Source organism: Acidovorax sp. 22279 (genome assembly GCF_052045435.1).
GTDB classification, from domain to species: Bacteria; Pseudomonadota; Gammaproteobacteria; order Burkholderiales; family Burkholderiaceae_C; genus Acidovorax; species Acidovorax delafieldii.
In genome coordinates, this window is sequence record NZ_JBQEOV010000014.1 from 50126 (window position 1) to 70083 (window position 19958).

Consider the following 19958-nt stretch of genomic DNA (forward strand, 5'->3'; position numbering starts at 1 on the left):
AAATCGCCCGGGCATCACGCGTTGAAGGTACCTGTCAGCAGCTCTGGCAGGCGCTCCACCTTCATCTTGAAGCCGCAGGCCTGCGCATGGCCACCGCCGCCCATGCTTTCGGCCAGCGCGATGCAGTCAAAGTTGCGCTGCGCACGCAGCCCCACCTTCACGCCCTTTTCGCCAGCACTCCACATCAGCGCAAAGGTGCCCGTTTTGGCCGAGAGGATGTCGCCCACCAGGCTGTGGAACATGCCGGGGGCATTGACCATCAGGCCGGTGATGCCGTTGAACACCAGCGGCTGCGCGCCTTCGGCGATGTCGGCGCAGAGCTTGCGGTACTTCTGGTCCATGGCCTCGCCGCGCACCATGAACTGTTGGAGCTGATCGGGCGTGAAGTCGGCAATCTCGCGCCAGCGGGCAAAGCCTTGCTCTTCCATGTCCAGGGCTGACAGGAAGGCAGCGCTCTCGGCAAACTCCCACTTCCAGATATCGCGGTCTTCCACGTATTTGAACAGGGCAGGCATCGGTTCGTGCGGATGGAAAAACTCCCACGCCAGCCGCGCACCCGACTTGTTCATGTCGAAGTGCACCACACCGCAGCGGCAGGCAAAGCCGGTAAGCTTTTCGGCCGCGCTCTTGTGGTGGTCCAGCATCACCAGCTTGGCGGCGCGCTCGTCGATGGCGGCCATCACCTCGTTGGCAAACGAGAAGTCGAGGATGTAGACCGCGCGGCCTTGCAGGGGCGGCAGGTCGTCCACGGTCTTGACATCGCCGTGGTCCAGCCCCACGTATTCAGCCTGGTCGCCGTAGTACAGCCATGCCGCCAGCGCCGCACCAAAGCCATCGGGGCAATTGCGCCCGTGGTACAGGATCAGCGGTGCGGGGTCGTTCTTGTCGGGGGCAACCAGCAGTTGCAAGGGGAGTATGGTTTTCTTCGTCATGGCCCCCGATTGTCGCCGGGGCTTTGTGCCGCAGCGAGCGCAACGTGCGCAGCCAGCACACGTCAGCGGAACCAACCCCACCCCCAACGCCTCCACCCTACTGACGCAGCCAGCAAACCACACGATGTTCCAAGCCCTCAAAGACCTGCTTGAAAGCCTCACCCCGTTCAACCCCACGCCATCTCCTGCAGAGCGTGCGCGGTCTGTGCAACTGGCAGCCGCCGTGTTGCTGGTGGAGGTGGTACGGACCCAGTCGGCGGTGGGCGATGCGGAGCGCAGCGTGATGCAGACTGCACTGCACCGGCAATTTGCACTAAGTGACGATGAACTGCAGCGCCTGCTGGAACAGGCCGCAGCCACCTCCAGAACCGCCTACGACTACCAGCGCTTCACCAGCCAGCTGAACGAGCATTTCACGCAGGACGAGAAGATCCAGCTCGTTGAAGCCATGTGGCAGGTCGCCTACGCGGACGCACGCCCTGACGAGAACGAGATGCACACCATCAGCAAGGTGGCCGGCCTGCTGCATGTGACGCATGGCGAGTACATCGGCGCCAAGCTCAGGGCGAAAGAAACGGCACACGCCGGCCAGTCGCCCCATTGAGACGGACGCGGCCCCGGTGTGCGCCGCAGCGCACGGGTGGCGTCCCTTTGGGAAAAAAGGACGCCAAGCAACCCAGGGGGCTAAATGGGCAACCAGCGCCACCAGAACGGCTTGCGCTCTTCCTTGGCGCCTTGCGCCTGTAGCAAGGCGATGAACTCGGTGCGCCGGTAGCGGCGGGCGGCCTCCAGCGGGGTCATGTCGTCGAAGTCCGACCGCAGCCCTGGGTCAGCCCCATGCGCCAGCAGGTAGTGAGCGATCTCGTGGTGGCCGTGGATCAGGCTCGCCACCAACGGCGTGCAAAGGATCTCGGGATGCTGGTAGTTGGGGTTCACGCCTGCACTGATGTGGTGGCGCACCAGCGCCAGGTCGCCCGCCACGGCGGCGGCGTACATGTCTTTCCAGTCTCCAGCGGACATACCTGGGCATCCTTTGCAAGGGTTGAACGGGGCCAGTGTAGGCAGCGGGGCGTGCGGCACAATCCGCGCCTTCCCCTAGCCCGCGATGGCCCACACACATTCCTCCATGCCCCCTCCCCTGCAGATCCTCTGGCGCGACGAGCACCTGGTGGCCGTGTACAAGCCCGCAGGCTGGCTGGTGCACCGCACGGGGCTGGACGCGGGCGAGACGCGGTTTGTGATGCAGACCCTGCGCGACCAGCTGGGCCAACATGTGTACCCCGTGCACCGGCTCGACAAGGGCACCTGCGGCGTGCTGGTGATGGCGCTGCACAGCGATGCGGCGCGCGCGCTGTCACAGGCATTCGAGCATGGCGCCACGCACAAGCGCTACCTGGCGATGGTGCGCGGCTGGGCGCCTGAGGCCATCGAGGTGGACCATGCCTTGAAGCCCGACGATGCGCCTGCGGACGCCGCCGTACAGGACGCCCACACACGCTTTCGGCGGCTGGCGCAGCTCACGCTGCCCGAGGCCAGCGACGCGCGTTTTGCAACCACCCGCGCCTCGCTGGTCGAGGCCATTCCGACCACGGGGCGGCGCCACCAGATCCGCCGCCACCTCAAGCACCTGGCGCACCCCATCATTGGCGATGCCACGCACGGCAAGGGCCCGCTCAACCGCTGGTGGGCCGAGCGGCTGGGGCAGCAGCGGCTGTGGCTGCATGCCTGGCAGTTGACGGTGCCGCACCCGGTGTTGGGGGTGGCGATGACCTTCGACAGCGGGCTGCGCTGGCCGGGGCCCGCGGACTGGGACTGCGGGCACGCCCCCGCCGACGACTCCACCGTGCCATGTGCCGACTGGCAGCGCCTGTTTGCCAAGCTGCCCTGGCACGAGCCCCCCGCCCAGGCCCCGTAACGCGGGCGACACGGCGACGGCATGCCCGTCGAAATAATGGGCGCTCTCAAAAAATCAGGAGACCTTGCCCATGACCTCACCCGCCACCAACCGCGTCCTTGCCCACACGGGCGCGCGCTACCCCATCATCCAGGCGCCCATGGGCTGGATTGCGCGCACGCAGCTGGCCGCGGCGGTGTCGCGCGCGGGTGGGCTGGGCATCATTGAGACGTCCTCCGGCGAGACGGCCAACTGCCAAGCCGAGATCACCAAGATGAGCGCGCTGGGCCTGCCGTTTGGCGTGAACCTGCCCATCCGCTTTTTGAAGGACGACGCCATGCTGCGCTTTGTGTGCGCATCGGGTGTGAAATTTGTGACCACCTCGGCGGGTAGCCCGGCCAAGTTCATTGCGCCGCTTAAGGACGCGGGCATCACCGTGTACCACGCGGTGCCCACGGTGGACGCCGCGCTGAAATGCGTGGACGCAGGCATTGACGGCCTGGTGGTCGAAGGCGGTGAAGGCGGCGGTTTCAAGAACCCCGAAGAGGTCTCCACTCTGGTGCTGCTGCAGGCCATCCGCGCACGGGTGGACGTGCCGCTGGTGGCGGCAGGTGGCATCTGCGACGGGCGCGGCATGGCCGCAGCCTTTGCGCTGGGGGCCGAGGCGGTGCAGATGGGCACACGGTTTGTCAGCTGCGCCGAAAGCCCCGTGCACGCCAACTACAAGAACGCGATCGTCGATGCGGGCGTCACCGGCACCTGGATGCTCAACACCAAGGCCAGCCCCTGCATCCGCGCGCTCAAGTCGCAGCGCACGCAGGCCATCCACGAGGCGGGACTGATGCCCGCCGACAGCTTTGCGGGCATCCAGCGCGTGTACTTTGACGGTGACATGGAGGCGGCCCCTGCGCTGGCGGGGCAGACTGCGGGATTGATTGACTCCGTCAAGACCGCGCAGCAGATCATTGAAGACACCGTGGCGGAATTTTTTGCCATCAGCCAGCGCATGGGTGCCATGGGCATGGCGCGCACGTTTGGCTGAAGAACACGGCGGTGCGGCCAGCCGCGCCTGTGGCCTACGCCGCCTTGGCCCCCAGCGCGCGCATGCGCGCCTTCCACTTGGCAACCCCACCCTCGCCCAGTTGATCCACGCTGCCCACCAGCGTCTCATGCACCGGCGCAACGCCCACAAAGCCCAGGATATTGCGCTCCAGCGACTTCACGCTGTGTGCACGGAAGTACCAGCGATAGACAAGCGCTGGCATGCCCATCGTGACCACCACCCGCGCACTGCGCCCGGTGAGCCCCTTGCGCCCAAAGGGGTTGCTGCCTTCGGGGTTGAAGGCAAAACCGGGCCTTGCAACCTGCTCCAGAAAACCCTTGAGCAAGGCTGGCATGTCGCCCAGCCACAGCGGAAAGAACAGCACGATGTGCTGCGCCCAGCCGATGTCAGCCTGCGCAGGCTTGAGAGACGCGGGCAGCAGGCCCAGCTCCCACTCGTGCTGGCTGCGCAGCAGGGCAAAATCAATGGCGGCCACATCCACCAGCCTCACCACGTGGCCCGCCGCCATGGCCCCTTCGGCGTAGGCCTGGGACAAGGCGTGGCACAAGTGGGGCGCCAGGGCGTCTGGGTGTCCCTGGATCAACAGAATGCGCATGGGGTCCATGTTCGTTCTCCTCATCCACATCTATGCGGAAAGCCTGCAAGCACTATCGTCTGACTCTACGCCTTCCCGCAACATTCCACGTTCCTGGACCCGACCATGCGCACCATTCTCCGTTGCACCACGTTGTCCCCGCAGTTCCTGCAGTCCCGGCTGCGAATGGCTACTTCGGCAGTGGTCCTGATCGCCCTGGTGGCGTGCGGCACGGCTCCAGCCCCCATCGATCCCCCTGAGAAGGCACACCTGCCGTTGCTTCGTGGCTGGTTCGAGGGGCAAGAGGTCCTCTATGTGACCACCGATGCATCCGATGCCGACATGGCCCGCGCCAAGCATGCGAACTACGCGCCTCTGCTGGCCAACGCCCTGCCCGACCCACAGGCATCAACATCCTCTGGCATGCAGCGCCTGGGGGCGACCGATCGCGTCTACGGCACCACCAACTTCGAGCAGGCCAGCGTGTTTGCATCCGCTCCCCGCCCTGTGGGGCCTGCAAATGCCTACACGGCTTACAGCCCGTTGTGGCAACTGGTTCAGGTCACCTGGGTCGATGCCACGCAGGCTCGCACCCTGCGGTCCGAGGAAGAAGTGCTGGACGCGCAGGACAAAGGCCAGATCACGCTGCAGATAACGCGGGTGGTGCTCAACTGCCCCATCATCCACCGTGGTCGGCTGAGGGCACTGCCGGGTGTTTCAGTTGATGGGCGCACACCCTGAAGCAGACCGCCACGCAATACAAGCGGGACTGCGTTCCGCGGCAACTCACTGCCATCCCCTGCGCTACACTTTTTGCCCCTGCTCTGCGCGGCGGCCGCCATGGCACCGACGCACTCCCGCAATGCCTTCCCTATTCGGCAGCTGTGAGCCCCCTTCCGCACCCAACGCCGTGTCGGCCGTGGCGCACGCTCTGCAACCTCTAAAGCATCCCCATGGCTGAAAACGCCCCCTCCCAGTCCTCCGCATCGCCCGTCCCGCCCATACAGGCTGCACCGTCCAGCAACCTGCGGGGCATCATCGCCATGGTGGCTGCGGTGGGTTTCTTTTCGCTGATGGATGCGCTGCTCAAGACGCTGAGCGCCCACTACCCCGCCATGCAGGTCGCGGCGTTGCGGGGCTGGGCTGCGTTGCCGTTGGTGGCGCTCTATGCGCTGTGGCGTGGCGAGGTGCCACGGTTGCTGAAGGTGCGCTGGCCCCTGCACTTGCTGCGTGGCGGACTCAATGTGGCCATGCTGGCACTGTTTGCATTTGCCATCCGTGAACTGGCACTGGCCGAGGCCTACACACTGTTCTTCATTGCGCCGCTGCTCATCACTGCGCTGTCCACCGTGGTGCTGCGCGAGAAGGTGCGCGCTGCCCACTGGGTCGCCATTGCGCTGGGCATGGTGGGCGTGCTGGTGGCTCTGCGACCCAATCAGGAGGCGTTCTTTACCCTGGGCGCACTGGCCGTGCTGGCGGCAGCCACCTGCTATGCGGTGTCGGCCATCACGGGGCGCATGCTCACCCGCACCGACTCCAGTGCCAGCCTGGTGTTCTGGACCACCACGCTGCTGGCACTGGGTGCCGGCGCGCTGGCCTGGCCGCACTGGGTGAGCGTGGCGCAGGTGCATTGGCCACTGGTGGCAGGGCTCGCCATCACAGGGTTTGCAGGCCAGTTGGCGATCACCGAAGCCTTTCGCCACGGGCAGGCGTCCGTGGTGGCGCCATTTGAATACACCGCGCTGGCCTGGGGCATGGGGCTGGATTGGGCGCTGTGGCAGACGGTCCCAGGCTACAGCACGCTGCTGGGCGGCGCCATCATCATTGGCAGCGGCCTGTACCTGGTGCGCCAGGAGCGCACGCAGGCAGTGGTGCCACCCTGACCGGCGCGAACCGGTGCGAGACCGGCCACTTGCCGTCGCTCCGGCGCGGCATGCGCTGACACGGCAGTCAGGCAGTTCACCCTGTAATGAAGCGATGAACACAGCGGCACTGCCGCAAGGAAATCGCCATGACACAACACGCCACCGTCCACGGCCACGTGACCTACACCCCGGGCGACGGCGCCCCGATCGCCATCCCAGAGGGCCCGATCGAGGTGACCACCAGCGCGGACAGCACCACGCTGAGCTGGTCGGTCGAAGAAGACATCGCCGGGTCTGCGGCGCTGCCACCCGACCAGTTCAACCAGTACGTCAAGGACGGCAAGATCCGTTTGAAGAAATAGCCCGGGCGCCCATACCCCGGACCTCCCTGCCGCCCGATCCGTATCAGATCGGCCGTGTGAGGTACACCGCCTCGCGGCCCACGATGGGCTCGCGGGTGGGCATGAGGATGGTGCAGTCGTCGCACAGCGCGCGGATCTCGTGCGGCCCATCGGTGGCGATGAGGTCACCCTTGGCAAACACCTCAAACCCTTGCACGGGCTTTGTGAAGCGGAAGTCCGACGTGCGCACCATGCAGGTCTCCAGCAGCTCGTAGCGGCGCTGCTCGGCTGGCGTGGGCCGGTCGGCCACCGGTGCGATGAGGCCAAAGTGCGCCAGAAAGTCCAGCGCCACCGCCGTGGCCATGTCGGCCGCCGATTGGCGGAAGTGCTGGCCACATTCCACCACCAGCGCCACCCCATCTCCCTCGGCCTGCCCGTGGCGACCGTGCTGGATGAGCGGCGTGCCCGAACCCAGGCCGCTGGGCATCACCAGGTGCACCGGCGGGCGGCCGATGGCCAGCGCCACCTCCGCATTGCGCGGGTAGGCTGGGTACACCCAGAACGGCTGCACGTCTTGGCTGGTGGAGTGGATGTCGAGGATGTGATCAGCCGCAGCCACCACGGGGCGCAGGATGCGGGCACGCTGCAGCTCGGGGCTGTCGGCCGTGCCGTCCAACTCGGCCGCCGACCAGATGCGGTTGAGGTTGTGCACCAGCTGGCGGCTCTCGAACGGGCGGCTCTGGTCAAACGATTCGTAGGCGGCCACATTCGCAAAGCTGACGGTCAGCGTGCCGATGAGGGGTCGCACACCCGTGTCCAGCAGGTGGGTGGCCGCCACCATGCCGCAGATCTCGTTGCCATGCGTGAGGGCGTTGATGAGCACGTGGGGGCCAGGCTTGCCCGACTCAAAGCGGTGCACATAGTCGATGCCGACATTGCCTTGGCGGTAGGCAGAGAGGTCGCGGGGGAGGACTTCAAAAACGGGGGGGTTCTGCGTCATGGCAATGAATTAATAAGATGACACATCATTGTCTGCGCAAAGCCGGATCATTGCTGGGCGCGGTGTACGATGCCCGCCGGTTGAGTCCCTCCTGTGTCCCTGCCCATGCCCACTGCCCGACTTTGCCCACTGGCCGATCTGGCCCACCGCATTCCCCCCGACTGCTGGATGGCAGAGCGTCTGGCGCAGGACCCTGAGGCCCTGGCCGATGAAACCGCGCTATGGATCACAGGCGACGCGCACTGGCCTGCGCTGCACCTCGACGCCCCCCTGGCCCAGGGCAGCCCGCTGCGCCAATGGCTGCAAGAGCAACCCGACGGCCCCAATGAGGCCTCCGTACCCCGTGCGCCCTTTGTGATCGTGGTGGATGGAGACCTGCGCATCGACGGCGCCTTGACCAGCGCCGACACCGATGGCACGACGCACCTGGTCGTCAACGGCAACCTGCATGTGCAGAACGCCGTGATCGGCGGACAGCTGGTGTGTTTGCAAGGTGCGCTGCAGGTGCATGACCTGCTTTGGGGCCACTACAACCATGGCGAGCTGCGCGTGCGTGGTGGGCTGCAGACCCGGGTCGCGCTGTTCACCGACGAATACCACCTGCACATCGAAGGCCCCGAGCAGGTGGAGTTTTTGCTGGACGAGGTGCGCGGTGTGACGCACCGTGCGGAGTTCTCGGCCGAGATCGTGGGTGCCGTGTTCGCCCCCGAATTCCATGAGGGCGTGGACGCCGGCGAAGACGGCCTGGCCGCCATGATCAGCCGCCGCCAGGTGCTGGCCGCCGTGCGGGCAGGCCAGAGCGCGGTGCGCAGCAGCGCAGACATCCACGCCGACCAGCCTGTGGCCGACGACCTGTGCGCCGACAACACCATCAGCATCGACAACATCCTGGCCGTGGTACACACGCCAGTGATCGCGCACAAGGAACACAAAGCCTACGGCTGGTTCCAGCAGACTGATTTTTCGCTGTGCCAACGGCATGTGGACGAAGAAGGCGACGCGCGCGACGACAACGTTTTCATCACGGTGTGGAAAACCTGGGACTTCTACCTGTCGGTGGAGCAGGTGCCCGCGCCCCGCAATTGGATGGAGCGTGTAGCCACCAAGCTGTGGCGCCATGCTGCCCCCACGGTAGCGCAGCGCACGCTGCTGTACCGCCGCTACGCACAGGGCGAGCCTGGGGACTGGCAGGTGCTGGCCCCCCCCACGGAACCCGGTCACGACCCCGACGCCTGGAAGGCCTGCGAACACGCCTGGCGCGGTGTGCTGAACTACGTGCGCAAAGCCGTGGGCCAGCACCGCGCACGCTACCCGCTCTACCAGCGCCTGCAGGCCACGTTGACGGCAGAGCACATCGAGGCCTTCACCAGCCTGCCCGTGTTCACCGAGCAGTACAACGACTGGTGGGACAGCGACCGCAACGGCTACTGGGAGGGCGAGGTCTGGGTGGGGGCGCGCCAGCCCTGCATGCACGACGGCGAACCCTGGGGCCGCGCGCTCAAGTACAGCTGGCGCAACGGTGATGACGCGCCGGGCGACGACGAAGACAACGCCCACAGCGCCTACCAGATCCAGGTGGACGAGGCGCGCGAGGGGCCGGCCGCTGTCGAGTTCAGCTACGCCCAGCGCCAGAGCGACAGCCGCGCCCCCCTGCCCCGCTGCGCCGCCGACCACATTGCCCGCCTGCTGCGCTTTCACGGTCTGGTGCAGGCCCGCATCCGCGCGCGGCACGAAGAGGCGCAGGCCCAGCAGGCCGAGGCCCGCCGCATCGAAGCCGCCGTGCAACTGCTGACTCCCCCCCCATTGCCCCCCGACCTGCCCGATGCCGCCGTGTTTCCTGTCGAACTCATGACGCTGTCGGAGCAGTGGCAGGCCGATGGGCAAGCCTACGTGGCGGCCATCCGCGCGCACCAGCTGGCCAACGATGCCAACCGCGCCGAGACCTCGGCAACAGCCGGCGGCGGCGATGAGGACAACGGAGCCGAAGAACACGACAACGCCCTGCCCGAAGACCCGCGCAAGGCCGATGCGCCCACCGTGCTGCAACTGGCGCGGGTGGTGAGCCACTGGGCCGACGAAGAGCTTGCCACGCGGTTTCGCCAGCGCTTTGCCTTTGCTCCGGATGCCTATGTGGCGCGTGCCGCCCAGGCCGGCCAATTCATCGGCCCCGTGTTTGTGGTGGACGATGACCGTGTGGTCGCCCGCATCGGCGCGGCCCATGACGGCGACGCCCGCTGGGTGTTGCTGCATGGCACAGAGCACACGCCCCTGCCCGCCATCCAGGGCCTGGGCCGCTCGCCCGATCGCCGGTGCTTTGCCCAATGCGACGGCCTGCACATCACCACCCACCACGGATGGAATGGCCCCGTGATTGCGCAATTTGCCCTGCCGCGCGGCAACGAAGGCCTGCCCCCGCAGGTGCTGGTGTCGGCAGGCCCGCTGGGGCAGCGCTGCGATGAAATCATTCCCTTCAACGATGGCCTGCGCGTGCTGCTGCGCAACCCCACAGGGGTGTATCTTCTGCACCCCGCAGCCCAAGGTGCCGACAGCCCAGTGCAACGCCTGCACCCGCAGACGTTTGAAGAAAATGGCCCCTACACCTGGCCCAAGAACCAGATGGATGAAAAGGTCGATGGTGAGACCGTCACCGTGCTGGCGCTGGACATGCTGCACATGGCCCTGTCGCCTGATGAGCGTCACATCGCCGTGGGTGACCAGGACAGCTGCCACATCCTGCTGGACGCGCACGGCGCTTTGGTGGCCGAATACGAGCCCCTATCGTCTTACCCCCACCACGCGGCGTTCTCGCACGACGGCACACGCCTGTTTGCCAACTCACGCCATCTGTATTGGGGCAGTACCTGCTCGATCCCCATCGGTGCGGCACCGCAAAAAGCGACCGATGAGGACACCCTACCACTGGACGAACGCTGCCGCGTGTACGCATCTGTCACCTTGCCGGGCCTGGTGATCCTGGGCGATGCGGACGGCTACCTGCATGCCATCAGCGACGAGGGACAAGCCCTGTGGCACCACCACATCGGCAGCACGATCAGCGCTGTCGATGCATCCCCCGATGGAGAAACCCTGTGGGCAGCCAGCTATGGCGGCTACCTGGTGCGGCTGCAGCGCAGCGAGGCGGGCATGGACCCTTACTCCATCAGCACGTCACTGTATATGGAGACGCGGCGGTGGATATTTTGGCGGGATGAGGTGGGGCTGGTGCGGTGGTAGCAGAGCAATTCTGCCCACGGTAGCAACACCAGACTCTCATTTTGATCTGCAGGAAAACACATACCGACCAGGTCCGTGAAAGCGCTGGAACACGGCTTCCCGCCCGCGTCCACATTCTGCGTCGGCCAGATTCTTGACGTCCTCTTCTGTCGCAAAAGCGGGCCTGGCGATCTGAACGCCGAAGTCATAAGACTCCACAACTCGCGGTTGGCAACCTGTCAATGCTGCCAAAATGCCCAAGCCCCATACGGCCCCAAGAAGTCTCATGCAGATGTTCTGCCCACGCGGCGAAGGCGTGACGTTGGATGAGTGGGCACCGACAAGTGCAGTGCCCAGATTAGGTTGAAGGAGCCCAACCCAGCTGCATGCATCAGCGACAAAATCTCACTGCGGCACCAGCTCCACGCGCCGGTTCTTGGCCTTGCCCTCATCGCTGTTGTTGCTGGCTACAGGTGCGAGCGACGCGACGCCATTGCCCACCAGGCGATTGGCCGCAATGCCGTAGTCCTTGGCCAGCACGGCGGCCACTGCGTCGGCGCGGCGCTTGGACAGCGCCAGGTTGCTATCGAAACTGCCCACGCTATCGGTATGGCCCACTACATGCAGCTTGACAGTGGGCTCGGCCTTCAGGAAGGCCGCGATCTGCTCCAGCGAGGGTTTGGACTCGGGCTTCACGTCGGCCTTGCCAGTGTCGAACAGGATGCCGTAGATGGCGACCTTGCCATTGGCCGTGATGGACTTGCTGATGTCCGATGCGCTGACCACCACCATGTTCTGCTCCATGGCTTTGGTTTCCAGGATGTCCACTGCGATGTAGGCGCCCTGCCTGGATTTGTACGTAGCGTCTTCCTTAGGCCAGTCGATGGAGATCAGGCGCACGGTAGTATTGCCCTTCTGGAAGGTACCCGTGCGCACGGTGCTCGCATCGGCGCCATACATCACGTATTCGCTGCGGTTGTTCTTGATGAAGTCGCGCTGGCCACTGCTGAAGTTGGCCAAAAAGTTGGTGTAACTGCCCGCAGCACTGTCACGGGTGGAGTCATACAGCGCCGTGAAACCGCTGGCCGTAAGGTCGTTGGCATAGTTGCGAAACAGCTCCAGTGACCGCGTGGCACCGGGGGCCTCGTACCACAGGCGGGTGAGCTTGCCTTCCAGAGCAAGTGGCGGCTGCACGTAGCGCCGCTTGTAGGTCTGCAGGTCGAACTCCTTGAACGTGGAAGTCTGGAACTCCACGGCGTCGAAGTTGCGCACCTCGTAGCCCACGATGGTGCTACCACCAAAACGCTTCACGGCGGGGTGATCCTTGGCGCCGGCAAGGTCCTGTGCAAACGTTGGCCACACGCTGACCGAGGCCAGGAACCCGAGGCACAGCGATGCGCCCCACTGACGAAACAGCTTCATGCTCATGGGCAATCTCCGGTTGAATACACGCATCGCTGACTGAGCTGCACCCGGCGTTGCGACAGGCGGCGGGCTCGCATCCATCATAGGCGAGCACCTGGCTGCAGGCCACCCAGCCTTCATGCGACGCCATGGCGCAGCGCGCCGCTTTCGCGAAATGCATCACGGTTTCACACCGGCTTTGTGTTGGAGACCTCCCGCAAGCTTCATGTCACTTGCCAAACGCCGAACCGGATCCCACAGGAAATTGAGACCCATGCACTGGCTCATGGCATGAGCGTTGCATGCGCCCCCTGCACGCACCTGCACCCTCCATGACTTCATCCCACCGCCCAGCCCGCTCCCGTGCACCCGCTCCTTCAGATGCGCCACCACCCAGCGCCCCTGACCTCAGCACGCCGGTGCTCTTGCTCATGGCCGTGGCCTGCGGCCTGTGTGCGGGCAGCAACTACTTCAACCAGCCGCTGCTGCACTCCATTGCCACGCAGCTGCAAGTGCGGGACGCGTCGGCGGCGCTCATCGTGACGCTGGCGCAGGTGGCGTACGCGGCAGGGCTGCTGCTGTTGGTGCCGCTGGGCGATCTGCTGGAGCGGCGGCGGCTTATCACCACACTGATGCTGCTGGCCGCTCTGGGACTGTTTACCAGCGGGTTTGCGCACAACTACGCCATGCTGGCGCTGGGCACGCTGCTCACCGGCCTGTTTTCGGTGGCGGCGCAGGTGCTGGTGCCGCTGGCAGCCACCCTGGCTGCGCCGGGCCGCAGCGGCCGGGCCGTGGGGCTGGTGATGAGCGGGCTGCTGACCGGGATTCTGGCGGCGCGCAGTGTGGCAGGGCTGCTGTCGGAGGTGGGCGGCTGGACGCTGGTGTACCGGGTGGCGGGCGTCGCCATGGTGGCCGTGGCGTTGGCGCTGTGGTGGGTGATGCCGATGTCACGCAATACGACCTCAGCACCGACACAGGGGTATGGACAGGTCTTGCGGTCGCTGGGCACGCTGACCTTGCACCACCCCCGGTTGCGCAGCCGGGCCTTGCTGGGAGGGTTGTCGTTTGCCTCCGTCAGTGTGTTGTTCTCCACCATGGCGCTGCTGCTGGCGGGACCTGCACACCGACTGGGCGACGCCGGCATTGGGCTGGTGGGGCTGGCGGGCGTGGCCGGTGCACTCATGGCCAATGTGGCAGGCCGCATGGCTGACCGTGGGCAGGCGCAGGTGGCCACCGCCGCATCGGTAGGTTTGCTGCTGCTGGGCTGGGGCGCGCTGTGGCTGGGCGCCAGCAGCCTGGTGTGGTTTGTGGTGGGCATGCTGGTGGCCGACCTGGCGCTGCAGGGCGTGCACATCAGCAACCAGAACGTGATCTACCGGCTGGACCCCACCGCCCGCGCGCGGCTGAACGCGGTGTACATGACCAGCTACTTTGTGGGTGCGGCCATGGGCTCGGCGATGGGGTCGGTGGCCTGGCTGTGGGGCGGATGGGGCGCCACCTGCGCGCTGGGCATGGGCATTGCCGTGCTGAACGCGCTGGCACTGGCTTACGACCAGCGGCTGGCTGTGCGGGCGCTGGGTGATGGTGTGCGGCAGGCTACAGAAGGCGCAGGTGCGTAGCCCCCGGCAGCTGCCAGCGGCGTAATTTGTGACGTACCATCCTCGCACGGTCCCATCCCGAGACCTTTCAAGGAGGCCCCATGGCCAAAGGCGAACAGCGCAGCAACAAGATGGCGAAGAAACCCAAAAAGGACACCTCGCCGCCCAAGGAACACAGCGCATCGGACCGGCCCATGCCGCCGATGACCACCGTCATGCCCAAGGGCAAAGACAAAAACAAATAGGTCACACCAGCACTCCGCCTGTCCCGGCGAATACGCTACCAAAACAATAGCTTCAGGCGCATATTGCATAAGCGCCTGCAGCTATTTTTGTTTGAAATTCCGCATCAGGCAGCCCTTCATTCGGCGCTCGCCGCCGCCGGGCTCAGGCAGGCTGGGCCCACTGCGCCAGCCACTGTGCATCGGGCTCTGGCCGGCCAAACAGGTAGCCCTGGTACACGATGTCCGGGGCGCGCTGGCGCAGGAAGTCGGCCTGGGCCTGGGTCTCCACCCCCTCGGCCACCACACGCAGGCCGAAGTGCCGTGCCACCGACAAGATGCCTTCGACCAGCACGCCATCGTCGGCATTGGTGGGGGCCTCGTGCACGAACGACCGGTCGATCTTGATCTCCTGGATGGGCAGGCGCTTGAGGTAGGCCAGCGATGAGTAGCCGGTGCCAAAGTCGTCCAGCGACATGTCCACGCCCAGCGCGGCCAGGGCGCGCATCTTGGCCACCGCATCATCAAAGTCGTCGATCACCAGGCCTTCGGTCACCTCCAGCGTCAGCAGCCGGGGGTCGGCCCCCGTGGCAGCCAGCACTGCCCGCAGTTGCCCCACAAAACCCGCCTGCCGGAACTGCCGCGCGCTGAGGTTGACCGAGAGCCGCAACCGCCGCTCGCGGAACACCGGCTGCGCCAGCAGCGCACAGGCATGGGCCAGCACCCACTCGCCCAGGCTGACGATGAGGTCGGACTCCTCGGCCACCGGAATGAACACGCCCGGCGCCACCAGGCCGTCACGCGGATGCTGCCAGCGCACCAGCACCTCGGCACCCGTGACCTGGCCCGACACATCCACCTGCGACTGCAGGTGCAGCCGCAGCTCGCCTGCGCCAATGGCATGGCGCAGTTCGCGCTCCACCCGAAAGCGCTGCTCGGCGGCCTCGCCCATGCCCTGCTCAAAAAACGCAGCCCGTCCGCCCCCGGCCTGCTTGGCGCGGTGCAGGGCGGTGCCCGCGCGCCGCAGCGCATCGTGTGCACCGTCGTCCGACGTTTGGGGGTACAGGGTGATACCCACGCTGGCGCCCAGTTGGGCGTCCTGCGCATCGCCCTCCAGACGCAAGGGGCGCAGCAAGGCGGCCTGCAGTTTTTCGGCAAAGGCCAGCGCATGCCGGCCCGCCAGCGAGGCATCCACCCCCAGGCCATGCAGCACCACGGCAAACTCATCGCCCGCCACGCGCACCAGCAGGTCTTGGGGCGGCAGGATCTCGGACAGCCGCAGCGCCACGGCACAGAGCAGTCGGTCCCCCATCTCGCTGCCGCGCGCATCGTTGAAAGTGGTGAACCGGTCCAGGTCCAGCAGCAGCAAGGCATGCTGGGTGGAAGGCGGGCGACCTGCACGCCCGCGCAACACGTGCAGCCGCTCCATCAGGGTGGACCGGTTGGGAAGGCTGGTGAGGCCGTCGAAATGCGCGAGGCGGTGAATTTCATCGGCAGCGCGCTTGCGTTCGGTGATGTCCTGCTTGAGCTCCACATAGTGGCTCACGCGGCCGTCGGTCTGGCGGATGGGGGCCACCACCACAGATTCGATCAATTCCTGCCCGTCCTTGCGGTAGTTCACCTGCTCGCCTGCCCAGCTGTCACCGCGCGCCAGTGTGGTGCGCAGGCCCTCGCGCTGCGCGGGCGCCAGGCCGTTGCTGGAATAGTCTGCCGAGGCGCGGCCCACCACCTCGTCGCGCGCGTAGCCCGTGCGGCGCACAAAGGCCTCGTTGACGTACTCGATGTCCTCGCGCAGATCGGTGATGACGATGGCCTCTGGACTTTGCTCCACTGCCCGCAACAGCTTGCGCAGCGACGCCTCGCTGGCTGCCAGGTTGGCCGCAGTCTGCTGGGCCTCACGCACCCGGCTCATGTAGTTGCGGCGCGACAGCAGCGTGGCTGCAGCGGTCAGCACCAGAATGCCTGCAAGGTACACAGCACCCGCCACGCGGTTGGCCACCTGAACGGGCTTGAGCAACCCCTGAACGTCCGCCCAGATGAAACCCAGGAACAGCAGGGCCGTGAGCCCCACAAGCGTTAGCGTGGCACGCGCTCCCAGCAGCCATCCGGCCAGCACAATGATCACGGGATAGTTCAGCAGGTTGGGGCCGTTCACGCCGCCATTGCGAGCCGCCACCAGCGACACCGATACCCACACGCCCCACACCAGCAGATAGGTGGCCAGCGTCCACCGCCGCCAGCGGGCCAGCAGAAGCGCCGTGCCGCCAATGCAGCCAGCGACAAAGTTGAGCGCCACGCGCACCGGCTGCACGGGCTGGTCCCACAGCAGCAGCAAGCCGATGACAAAACCCAGCAGCATCACGGACCAACCCGCTACGCGCACCAGGTGGCGCGTTGTAGCGTCTTCGTGGTCTGGCAGCGGAACAACGGGGGCTTCGGCCATGGCGACGGGAATTACGGGGGAGGAAACCATCGTAACCGCAGGCATAGAAAACGCCTATGAACAAAACGCCGCCGGAGTGGCTGCGGCGCCCATCCATCGGCATCTGCATCGGTGTCACCAAGAACCGTCGCCAGCTTCGGCCCAAAATGGCCGCCGCAGCCTACAGGCCCGCAGGCGCAGGCCTGATCAATCAGTCCGCGTCGCTGTCCGGCGCAGGCTCGCGCACGCCAGAGCCCTTGCCCTTGGCCTTGGCACGCGCGTCTTTCTTGGCTTGGCGCTTGGCGTCTTCGGCCAGGCCTGCAGCACGCCAGGCTTCAAACTCGGCGGGCGTTTCCAGAGTGATGCGGCCCAGGATGGCGGTGCGAAAGTCCGTCATCACAATCTCGGCCGTCTTTTGCAGGTTGACCTTGCCGCCACCCAGCATGGCGCCGCGCTTCTTGCCGATGGCTGCGAGCAGTTCCTCGTCGTGCATCGTGGCCACGGCCCCCGCAGGCAGGCCCAGCTTGTAGCGGGACTCCAGCAAGGGGGCGTAGTGTTTTTGCAGGCGGCGCAGCAGCTCCAGCGCCACCAGTTCCTCGTCGTAGGCATTGCGGCCCACGGCGCCGCTGGCGGCCAGGTTGTAGCCACTTTCGGGCACCACAATGCGCGGCCACAGCATGCCCGGCGTGTCCCACAGGTAGAAGTCGTCGGCCAGGGTGATGCGCTGCTCCAGCTTGGTGATGCCCGCCTCGTCGCCCGTCTTGGCATGACGCTTGTTGGTCAAGGTGTTGATCAGCGTGGACTTGCCCACGTTGGGCACGCCGCAGATGAGCACGCGCATGGGCTTGGCCATGCCTCCCCGGTTGGGCGACAGCAGATGGCAGGCGTCGATGAGCTTGCGCGCAGGGGCGGGGTCGGACGCATCCAGCGGCACGGCGCGCGTGTCGCTCTGGGCGTTGTACCAGTCCACCCACAGCGCAGTGCGCTCGGGGTCGGCCACGTCCTGCTTGTTGAGCACCTTGAGCGTGGGCTTGTGGCCCGTGATCTCGGCCAGCAGCGGGTTGGCGCTGGAGCCGGGCAGGCGCGCGTCCAGCACCTCGATCACCACGTCAATGTCCTTGATGCGTTCGGTGATGGCTTTGCGGGTCAGGTGCATGTGACCGGGGAACCACTGGATGGCCATGCGGGGGTACTTTCTTCTTGATTCAACAGGTTCTGAGGGTGGCAAGGATAATCGCGGTCCCACTTGCACCACGCCACCGCGCTATTTGACCTCCATGCCAGCCCCTCTCGACACCTCGCGCAAAGCCAATGCCACCAAGGCCGACAAGGAGCTGCTGTTCAAGGGCGTGACCCTGGCCCTTATCGGCCTGGTCATCTTGCTGGCGCCCTATGTCGCCCGCTCCAGCAGCGTGCGCGACCTCATGACCCAGGCGGCGCTGGTGGGCTGGTTTGCGCTGGTGCTGGGCATAGCATTCGGCGTGCAGTACGGCCTGCGCCGCGCCAAGGCGGGGCGCCGCCAGCCGTGACCTTGCCCGAGTGGACGGCCCCGGCACCGGCTGCGGACGGCGCCACGGCGCAAGCCATGTTCGCGGCGCTGCAGCAACGCGCGGCCACTGCGGGCATCACGCTGCGCAACCCGCCGCCCGAGCCCACCACCTGCTGTGGGCGCGGCTGCAATGGCTGCGTCTGGGAAGGATTCCTGGACGCCGCCGAATACTGGCGGCAAGAGGCTCTGCTGCAGCTGCAAGACTGATTTTGAAGCCGTTTGTGCTGGTAGCGCTAGTGCGATATGCCCAAGCAGCTACCAAATTAATAGCACGCCCATGCCACTCGGCACGGTTGCGCCCTCAGCCCAGCTGCTCCACCGCCATGTACTGCTCGCGCCATTCTTCAAACGGGAGCGTGTCTGCGGCTTCGATGGCCTTTTGCGCGGCAATCGACTCATCGGCCATCGCCAGGTAGCGTGCCTGCTGCTCGGCCGTCCAGGGCAGGGCCAGCAGTGCGTCGCGGGCGGCGATGGACTGCTGCCGTGCAAAGGCTTCAAAGTGGTGCTGGTGCTCGCGCGCCATGCTGTCCAGCACGCGGGCCGATGGTGTGCGCTCGGGCGCGGCCATCAGTGCGCGGGCATCGCGCAGTGCAACGCTGTAGTCGTTGGTGCCGTGGGTGGCATCCAGCGCGGCGGCCAAGGGCTCGCAAGCGGCCAGCACTTCAGTGCCCCATTCGGTCAGCGGCACGCTCTGGCCATTGCGCGACAGGCGCAGGCCGGGCTCGCGGCCCCGCTCTGCGGTGAGGTGCTGGTTCTGCTTGAGTTCGGCAATTTCTGCGGGCGTGTCCGGCGGGCTGTCGGACAGCAGGCAGTGCAGCAAAAACACGTCGAGCAGGCGCATGGTGGGTGCGGTGATGCCCACGGGCACGAACGGGTCCAGGTCCATCAGACGCACTTCGACGTATTCGACCCCGCGCTCGCGCAGGGCATGCAGCGGACGCTCGCCCGTGCGCACCGTGCGCTTGGGGCGGATGGTGCCGTAGAACTCGTTTTCGATCTGCAGCAGGCTGGTGCCGAGCTGGTTGTAGTCACCGCCGGGGTTGCGCACACCCACGGTTTCGTAGGCGGGGTATGGCTTGGTCAATGCCTCGTGCAGCGAGTTGGCGTAGCCCGTGAGGCCGTTGTAGCTCACTGCCAGCGTGGCCTGCGCGTCGCTCTGGTAGCCGAGGCGGCCCATGCGCAGCGATGTGGCGTGGGGCAGGTACAGCGCGCTGCCGCCCTCCATGCGCTCCAGGCGGTGCTCGCGCCCCTCCACAAAACAGGGGCACAAGGCGGGTGAGGCGCCAAACAGGTACAGCAGCACAAACGCGTGGCGCCGGAAGTTGCGAATCAGCGCGAAATACTGCTCGCTGTCCACGCCCGGCAGCGACCAGTTGTAGTGAATGCCCGAAATGGTCTGCATGCGCCGGCCATAGCGGTGGCCCAGGCCCATGCGGTATACGCTCTTGGCGCGGCCCACGTTGGAGCTGCCGTAGCGGCCGATGGGAATGGTCTCGTCCGTGGGCAGGCCGCAGGGCATGCTGGAGGCCCACAGCAGCTCGCCGCCGCTGTCTTTCAGGGTGTGGTGCACGAACTGGTGCACCTCGGTCAGCTCATCCAGGCACTGCTGCACGCCCTTGTGGGCGCCAGTGATCAACTCCAGCTGCGACTCGCTGTAGTCCGTGGTGATCAGGGGATGTGTGAGGGCCGAGCCCAGCGCCAGCGGGTGGGGGGTGAGGGCCAGGCCGCCGGTGGGCAGCACGCGCAGCCCTTCCTTTTCGATGCCACGGCGAATCCCCCCCAGGGCGTCCGCCGGGTAGGCGGCCAGTCTCTCGTGCAGTTTGCTCATATGTTTATACCGATCCAACTTCTGTCGGCCCGGAACTTAGCACGTTGAGCGCTG

19 protein-coding genes are annotated in these 19958 nt (G+C 66.1%); 11 read left to right on the top strand and 8 right to left on the bottom strand.

Translation table 11 applies throughout. The annotated features are described in order from the left end of the window. Positions 1–14: 14 nt before the first annotated feature. Positions 15–932, bottom strand: a complete 918-nt coding sequence (locus tag ACTJKQ_RS18150) for a DHH family phosphoesterase (protein ID WP_099730750.1) — start codon at positions 930–932, stop codon at positions 15–17. Between the two features lie 124 nt (positions 933–1056). On the opposite strand from ACTJKQ_RS18150, the gene ACTJKQ_RS18155 reads away from it, so the two are divergent. Next, positions 1057–1536, top strand: coding sequence for a TerB family tellurite resistance protein (locus ACTJKQ_RS18155; RefSeq protein WP_440597650.1), 480 nt, complete (start codon positions 1057–1059; stop codon positions 1534–1536). Positions 1537–1616: 80 nt separating this feature from the next. On the opposite strand, the gene ACTJKQ_RS18160 is transcribed toward ACTJKQ_RS18155, so the two are convergent. Beyond that, the gene (locus ACTJKQ_RS18160; protein ID WP_056064787.1) at positions 1617–1952 is read right to left on the bottom strand and encodes an ankyrin repeat domain-containing protein; all 336 of its coding nucleotides are present in this window, start codon (positions 1950–1952) and stop codon (positions 1617–1619) included. Positions 1953–2058: 106 nt separating this feature from the next. On the opposite strand from ACTJKQ_RS18160, the gene ACTJKQ_RS18165 reads away from it, so the two are divergent. Both ACTJKQ_RS18165 and ACTJKQ_RS18170 read left to right on the top strand, forming a co-directional pair. Further along, a complete protein-coding gene (locus tag ACTJKQ_RS18165) occupies positions 2059–2847 on the top strand; it encodes a pseudouridine synthase (protein WP_440597651.1) in 789 nt (262 codons plus the stop codon). A gap of 70 nt (positions 2848–2917) precedes the next feature. Beyond that, entirely contained in the window at positions 2918–3868 is a 951-nt protein-coding gene (locus ACTJKQ_RS18170; protein ID WP_440597652.1) for an NAD(P)H-dependent flavin oxidoreductase, read from the top strand. Positions 3869–3902: 34 nt separating this feature from the next. Here ACTJKQ_RS18170 and ACTJKQ_RS18175 read toward each other — a convergent pair whose 3' ends face one another. Then, positions 3903–4493, bottom strand: a complete 591-nt coding sequence (locus ACTJKQ_RS18175; protein WP_056747039.1) for an NAD(P)H-dependent oxidoreductase — start codon at positions 4491–4493, stop codon at positions 3903–3905. A 96-nt stretch (positions 4494–4589) separates the two neighbouring features. Here ACTJKQ_RS18175 and ACTJKQ_RS18180 point away from each other — a divergent pair, with 96 nt between their 5' ends. From ACTJKQ_RS18180 to ACTJKQ_RS18190, 3 genes are all read left to right on the top strand, one after another. After that, on the top strand, positions 4590–5204 hold the full coding sequence (locus tag ACTJKQ_RS18180) for a DUF7482 domain-containing protein (RefSeq protein WP_440597653.1): 615 nt from the start codon (positions 4590–4592) through the stop codon (positions 5202–5204). Between the two features lie 212 nt (positions 5205–5416). Further along, a complete protein-coding gene (locus ACTJKQ_RS18185) occupies positions 5417–6346 on the top strand; it encodes a DMT family transporter (protein WP_440597654.1) in 930 nt (309 codons plus the stop codon). 128 nt (positions 6347–6474) lie between these two features. Continuing rightward, entirely contained in the window at positions 6475–6690 is a 216-nt protein-coding gene (locus ACTJKQ_RS18190; protein ID WP_440597655.1) for a hypothetical protein, read from the top strand. Between the two features lie 43 nt (positions 6691–6733). Here ACTJKQ_RS18190 and ACTJKQ_RS18195 read toward each other — a convergent pair whose 3' ends face one another. Beyond that, positions 6734–7669 carry a succinylglutamate desuccinylase/aspartoacylase domain-containing protein gene (locus tag ACTJKQ_RS18195; protein WP_056064804.1) on the bottom strand — a complete coding sequence of 312 codons (936 nt, stop codon included), beginning with the start codon at positions 7667–7669 and terminating at the stop codon, positions 6734–6736. 105 nt (positions 7670–7774) lie between these two features. Between ACTJKQ_RS18195 and ACTJKQ_RS18200 the strand changes: the two genes are divergently transcribed. Then, entirely contained in the window at positions 7775–10903 is a 3129-nt protein-coding gene (locus ACTJKQ_RS18200; RefSeq protein WP_440597656.1) for a WD40 repeat domain-containing protein, read from the top strand. Positions 10904–11287: 384 nt separating this feature from the next. On the opposite strand, the gene ACTJKQ_RS18205 is transcribed toward ACTJKQ_RS18200, so the two are convergent. After that, positions 11288–12310: an OmpA family protein gene (locus ACTJKQ_RS18205; RefSeq protein WP_099730758.1), complete on the bottom strand. Its 1023-nt coding sequence runs from the start codon at positions 12308–12310 to the stop codon at positions 11288–11290. Positions 12311–12618: 308 nt separating this feature from the next. Between ACTJKQ_RS18205 and ACTJKQ_RS18210 the strand changes: the two genes are divergently transcribed. Both ACTJKQ_RS18210 and ACTJKQ_RS18215 read left to right on the top strand, forming a co-directional pair. Further along, on the top strand, positions 12619–13905 hold the full coding sequence (locus ACTJKQ_RS18210) for an MFS transporter (protein WP_440597657.1): 1287 nt from the start codon (positions 12619–12621) through the stop codon (positions 13903–13905). 80 nt (positions 13906–13985) lie between these two features. Beyond that, complete coding sequence (locus ACTJKQ_RS18215; protein WP_167514358.1) at positions 13986–14129, top strand: hypothetical protein; 144 nt, start codon at positions 13986–13988, stop codon at positions 14127–14129. A gap of 142 nt (positions 14130–14271) precedes the next feature. On the opposite strand, the gene ACTJKQ_RS18220 is transcribed toward ACTJKQ_RS18215, so the two are convergent. Then, a complete protein-coding gene (locus ACTJKQ_RS18220) occupies positions 14272–16548 on the bottom strand; it encodes a putative bifunctional diguanylate cyclase/phosphodiesterase (protein ID WP_436074788.1) in 2277 nt (758 codons plus the stop codon). Between the two features lie 190 nt (positions 16549–16738). Further along, positions 16739–17710, bottom strand: a complete 972-nt coding sequence (gene ylqF / locus ACTJKQ_RS18225; RefSeq protein WP_099730760.1) for a ribosome biogenesis GTPase YlqF — start codon at positions 17708–17710, stop codon at positions 16739–16741. 94 nt (positions 17711–17804) lie between these two features. Here ylqF and ACTJKQ_RS18230 point away from each other — a divergent pair, with 94 nt between their 5' ends. Beyond that, the gene (locus ACTJKQ_RS18230) at positions 17805–18056 is read left to right on the top strand and encodes a hypothetical protein (protein WP_440597658.1); all 252 of its coding nucleotides are present in this window, start codon (positions 17805–17807) and stop codon (positions 18054–18056) included. 56 nt (positions 18057–18112) lie between these two features. Further along, positions 18113–18283, top strand: coding sequence for an oxidoreductase-like domain-containing protein (locus ACTJKQ_RS18235; protein ID WP_056747202.1), 171 nt, complete (start codon positions 18113–18115; stop codon positions 18281–18283). 94 nt (positions 18284–18377) lie between these two features. On the opposite strand, the gene gshA is transcribed toward ACTJKQ_RS18235, so the two are convergent. Next, entirely contained in the window at positions 18378–19904 is a 1527-nt protein-coding gene (gene gshA / locus ACTJKQ_RS18240) for a glutamate--cysteine ligase (RefSeq protein ID WP_099730761.1), read from the bottom strand. Between the last annotated feature and the right edge of the window lie 54 nt (positions 19905–19958).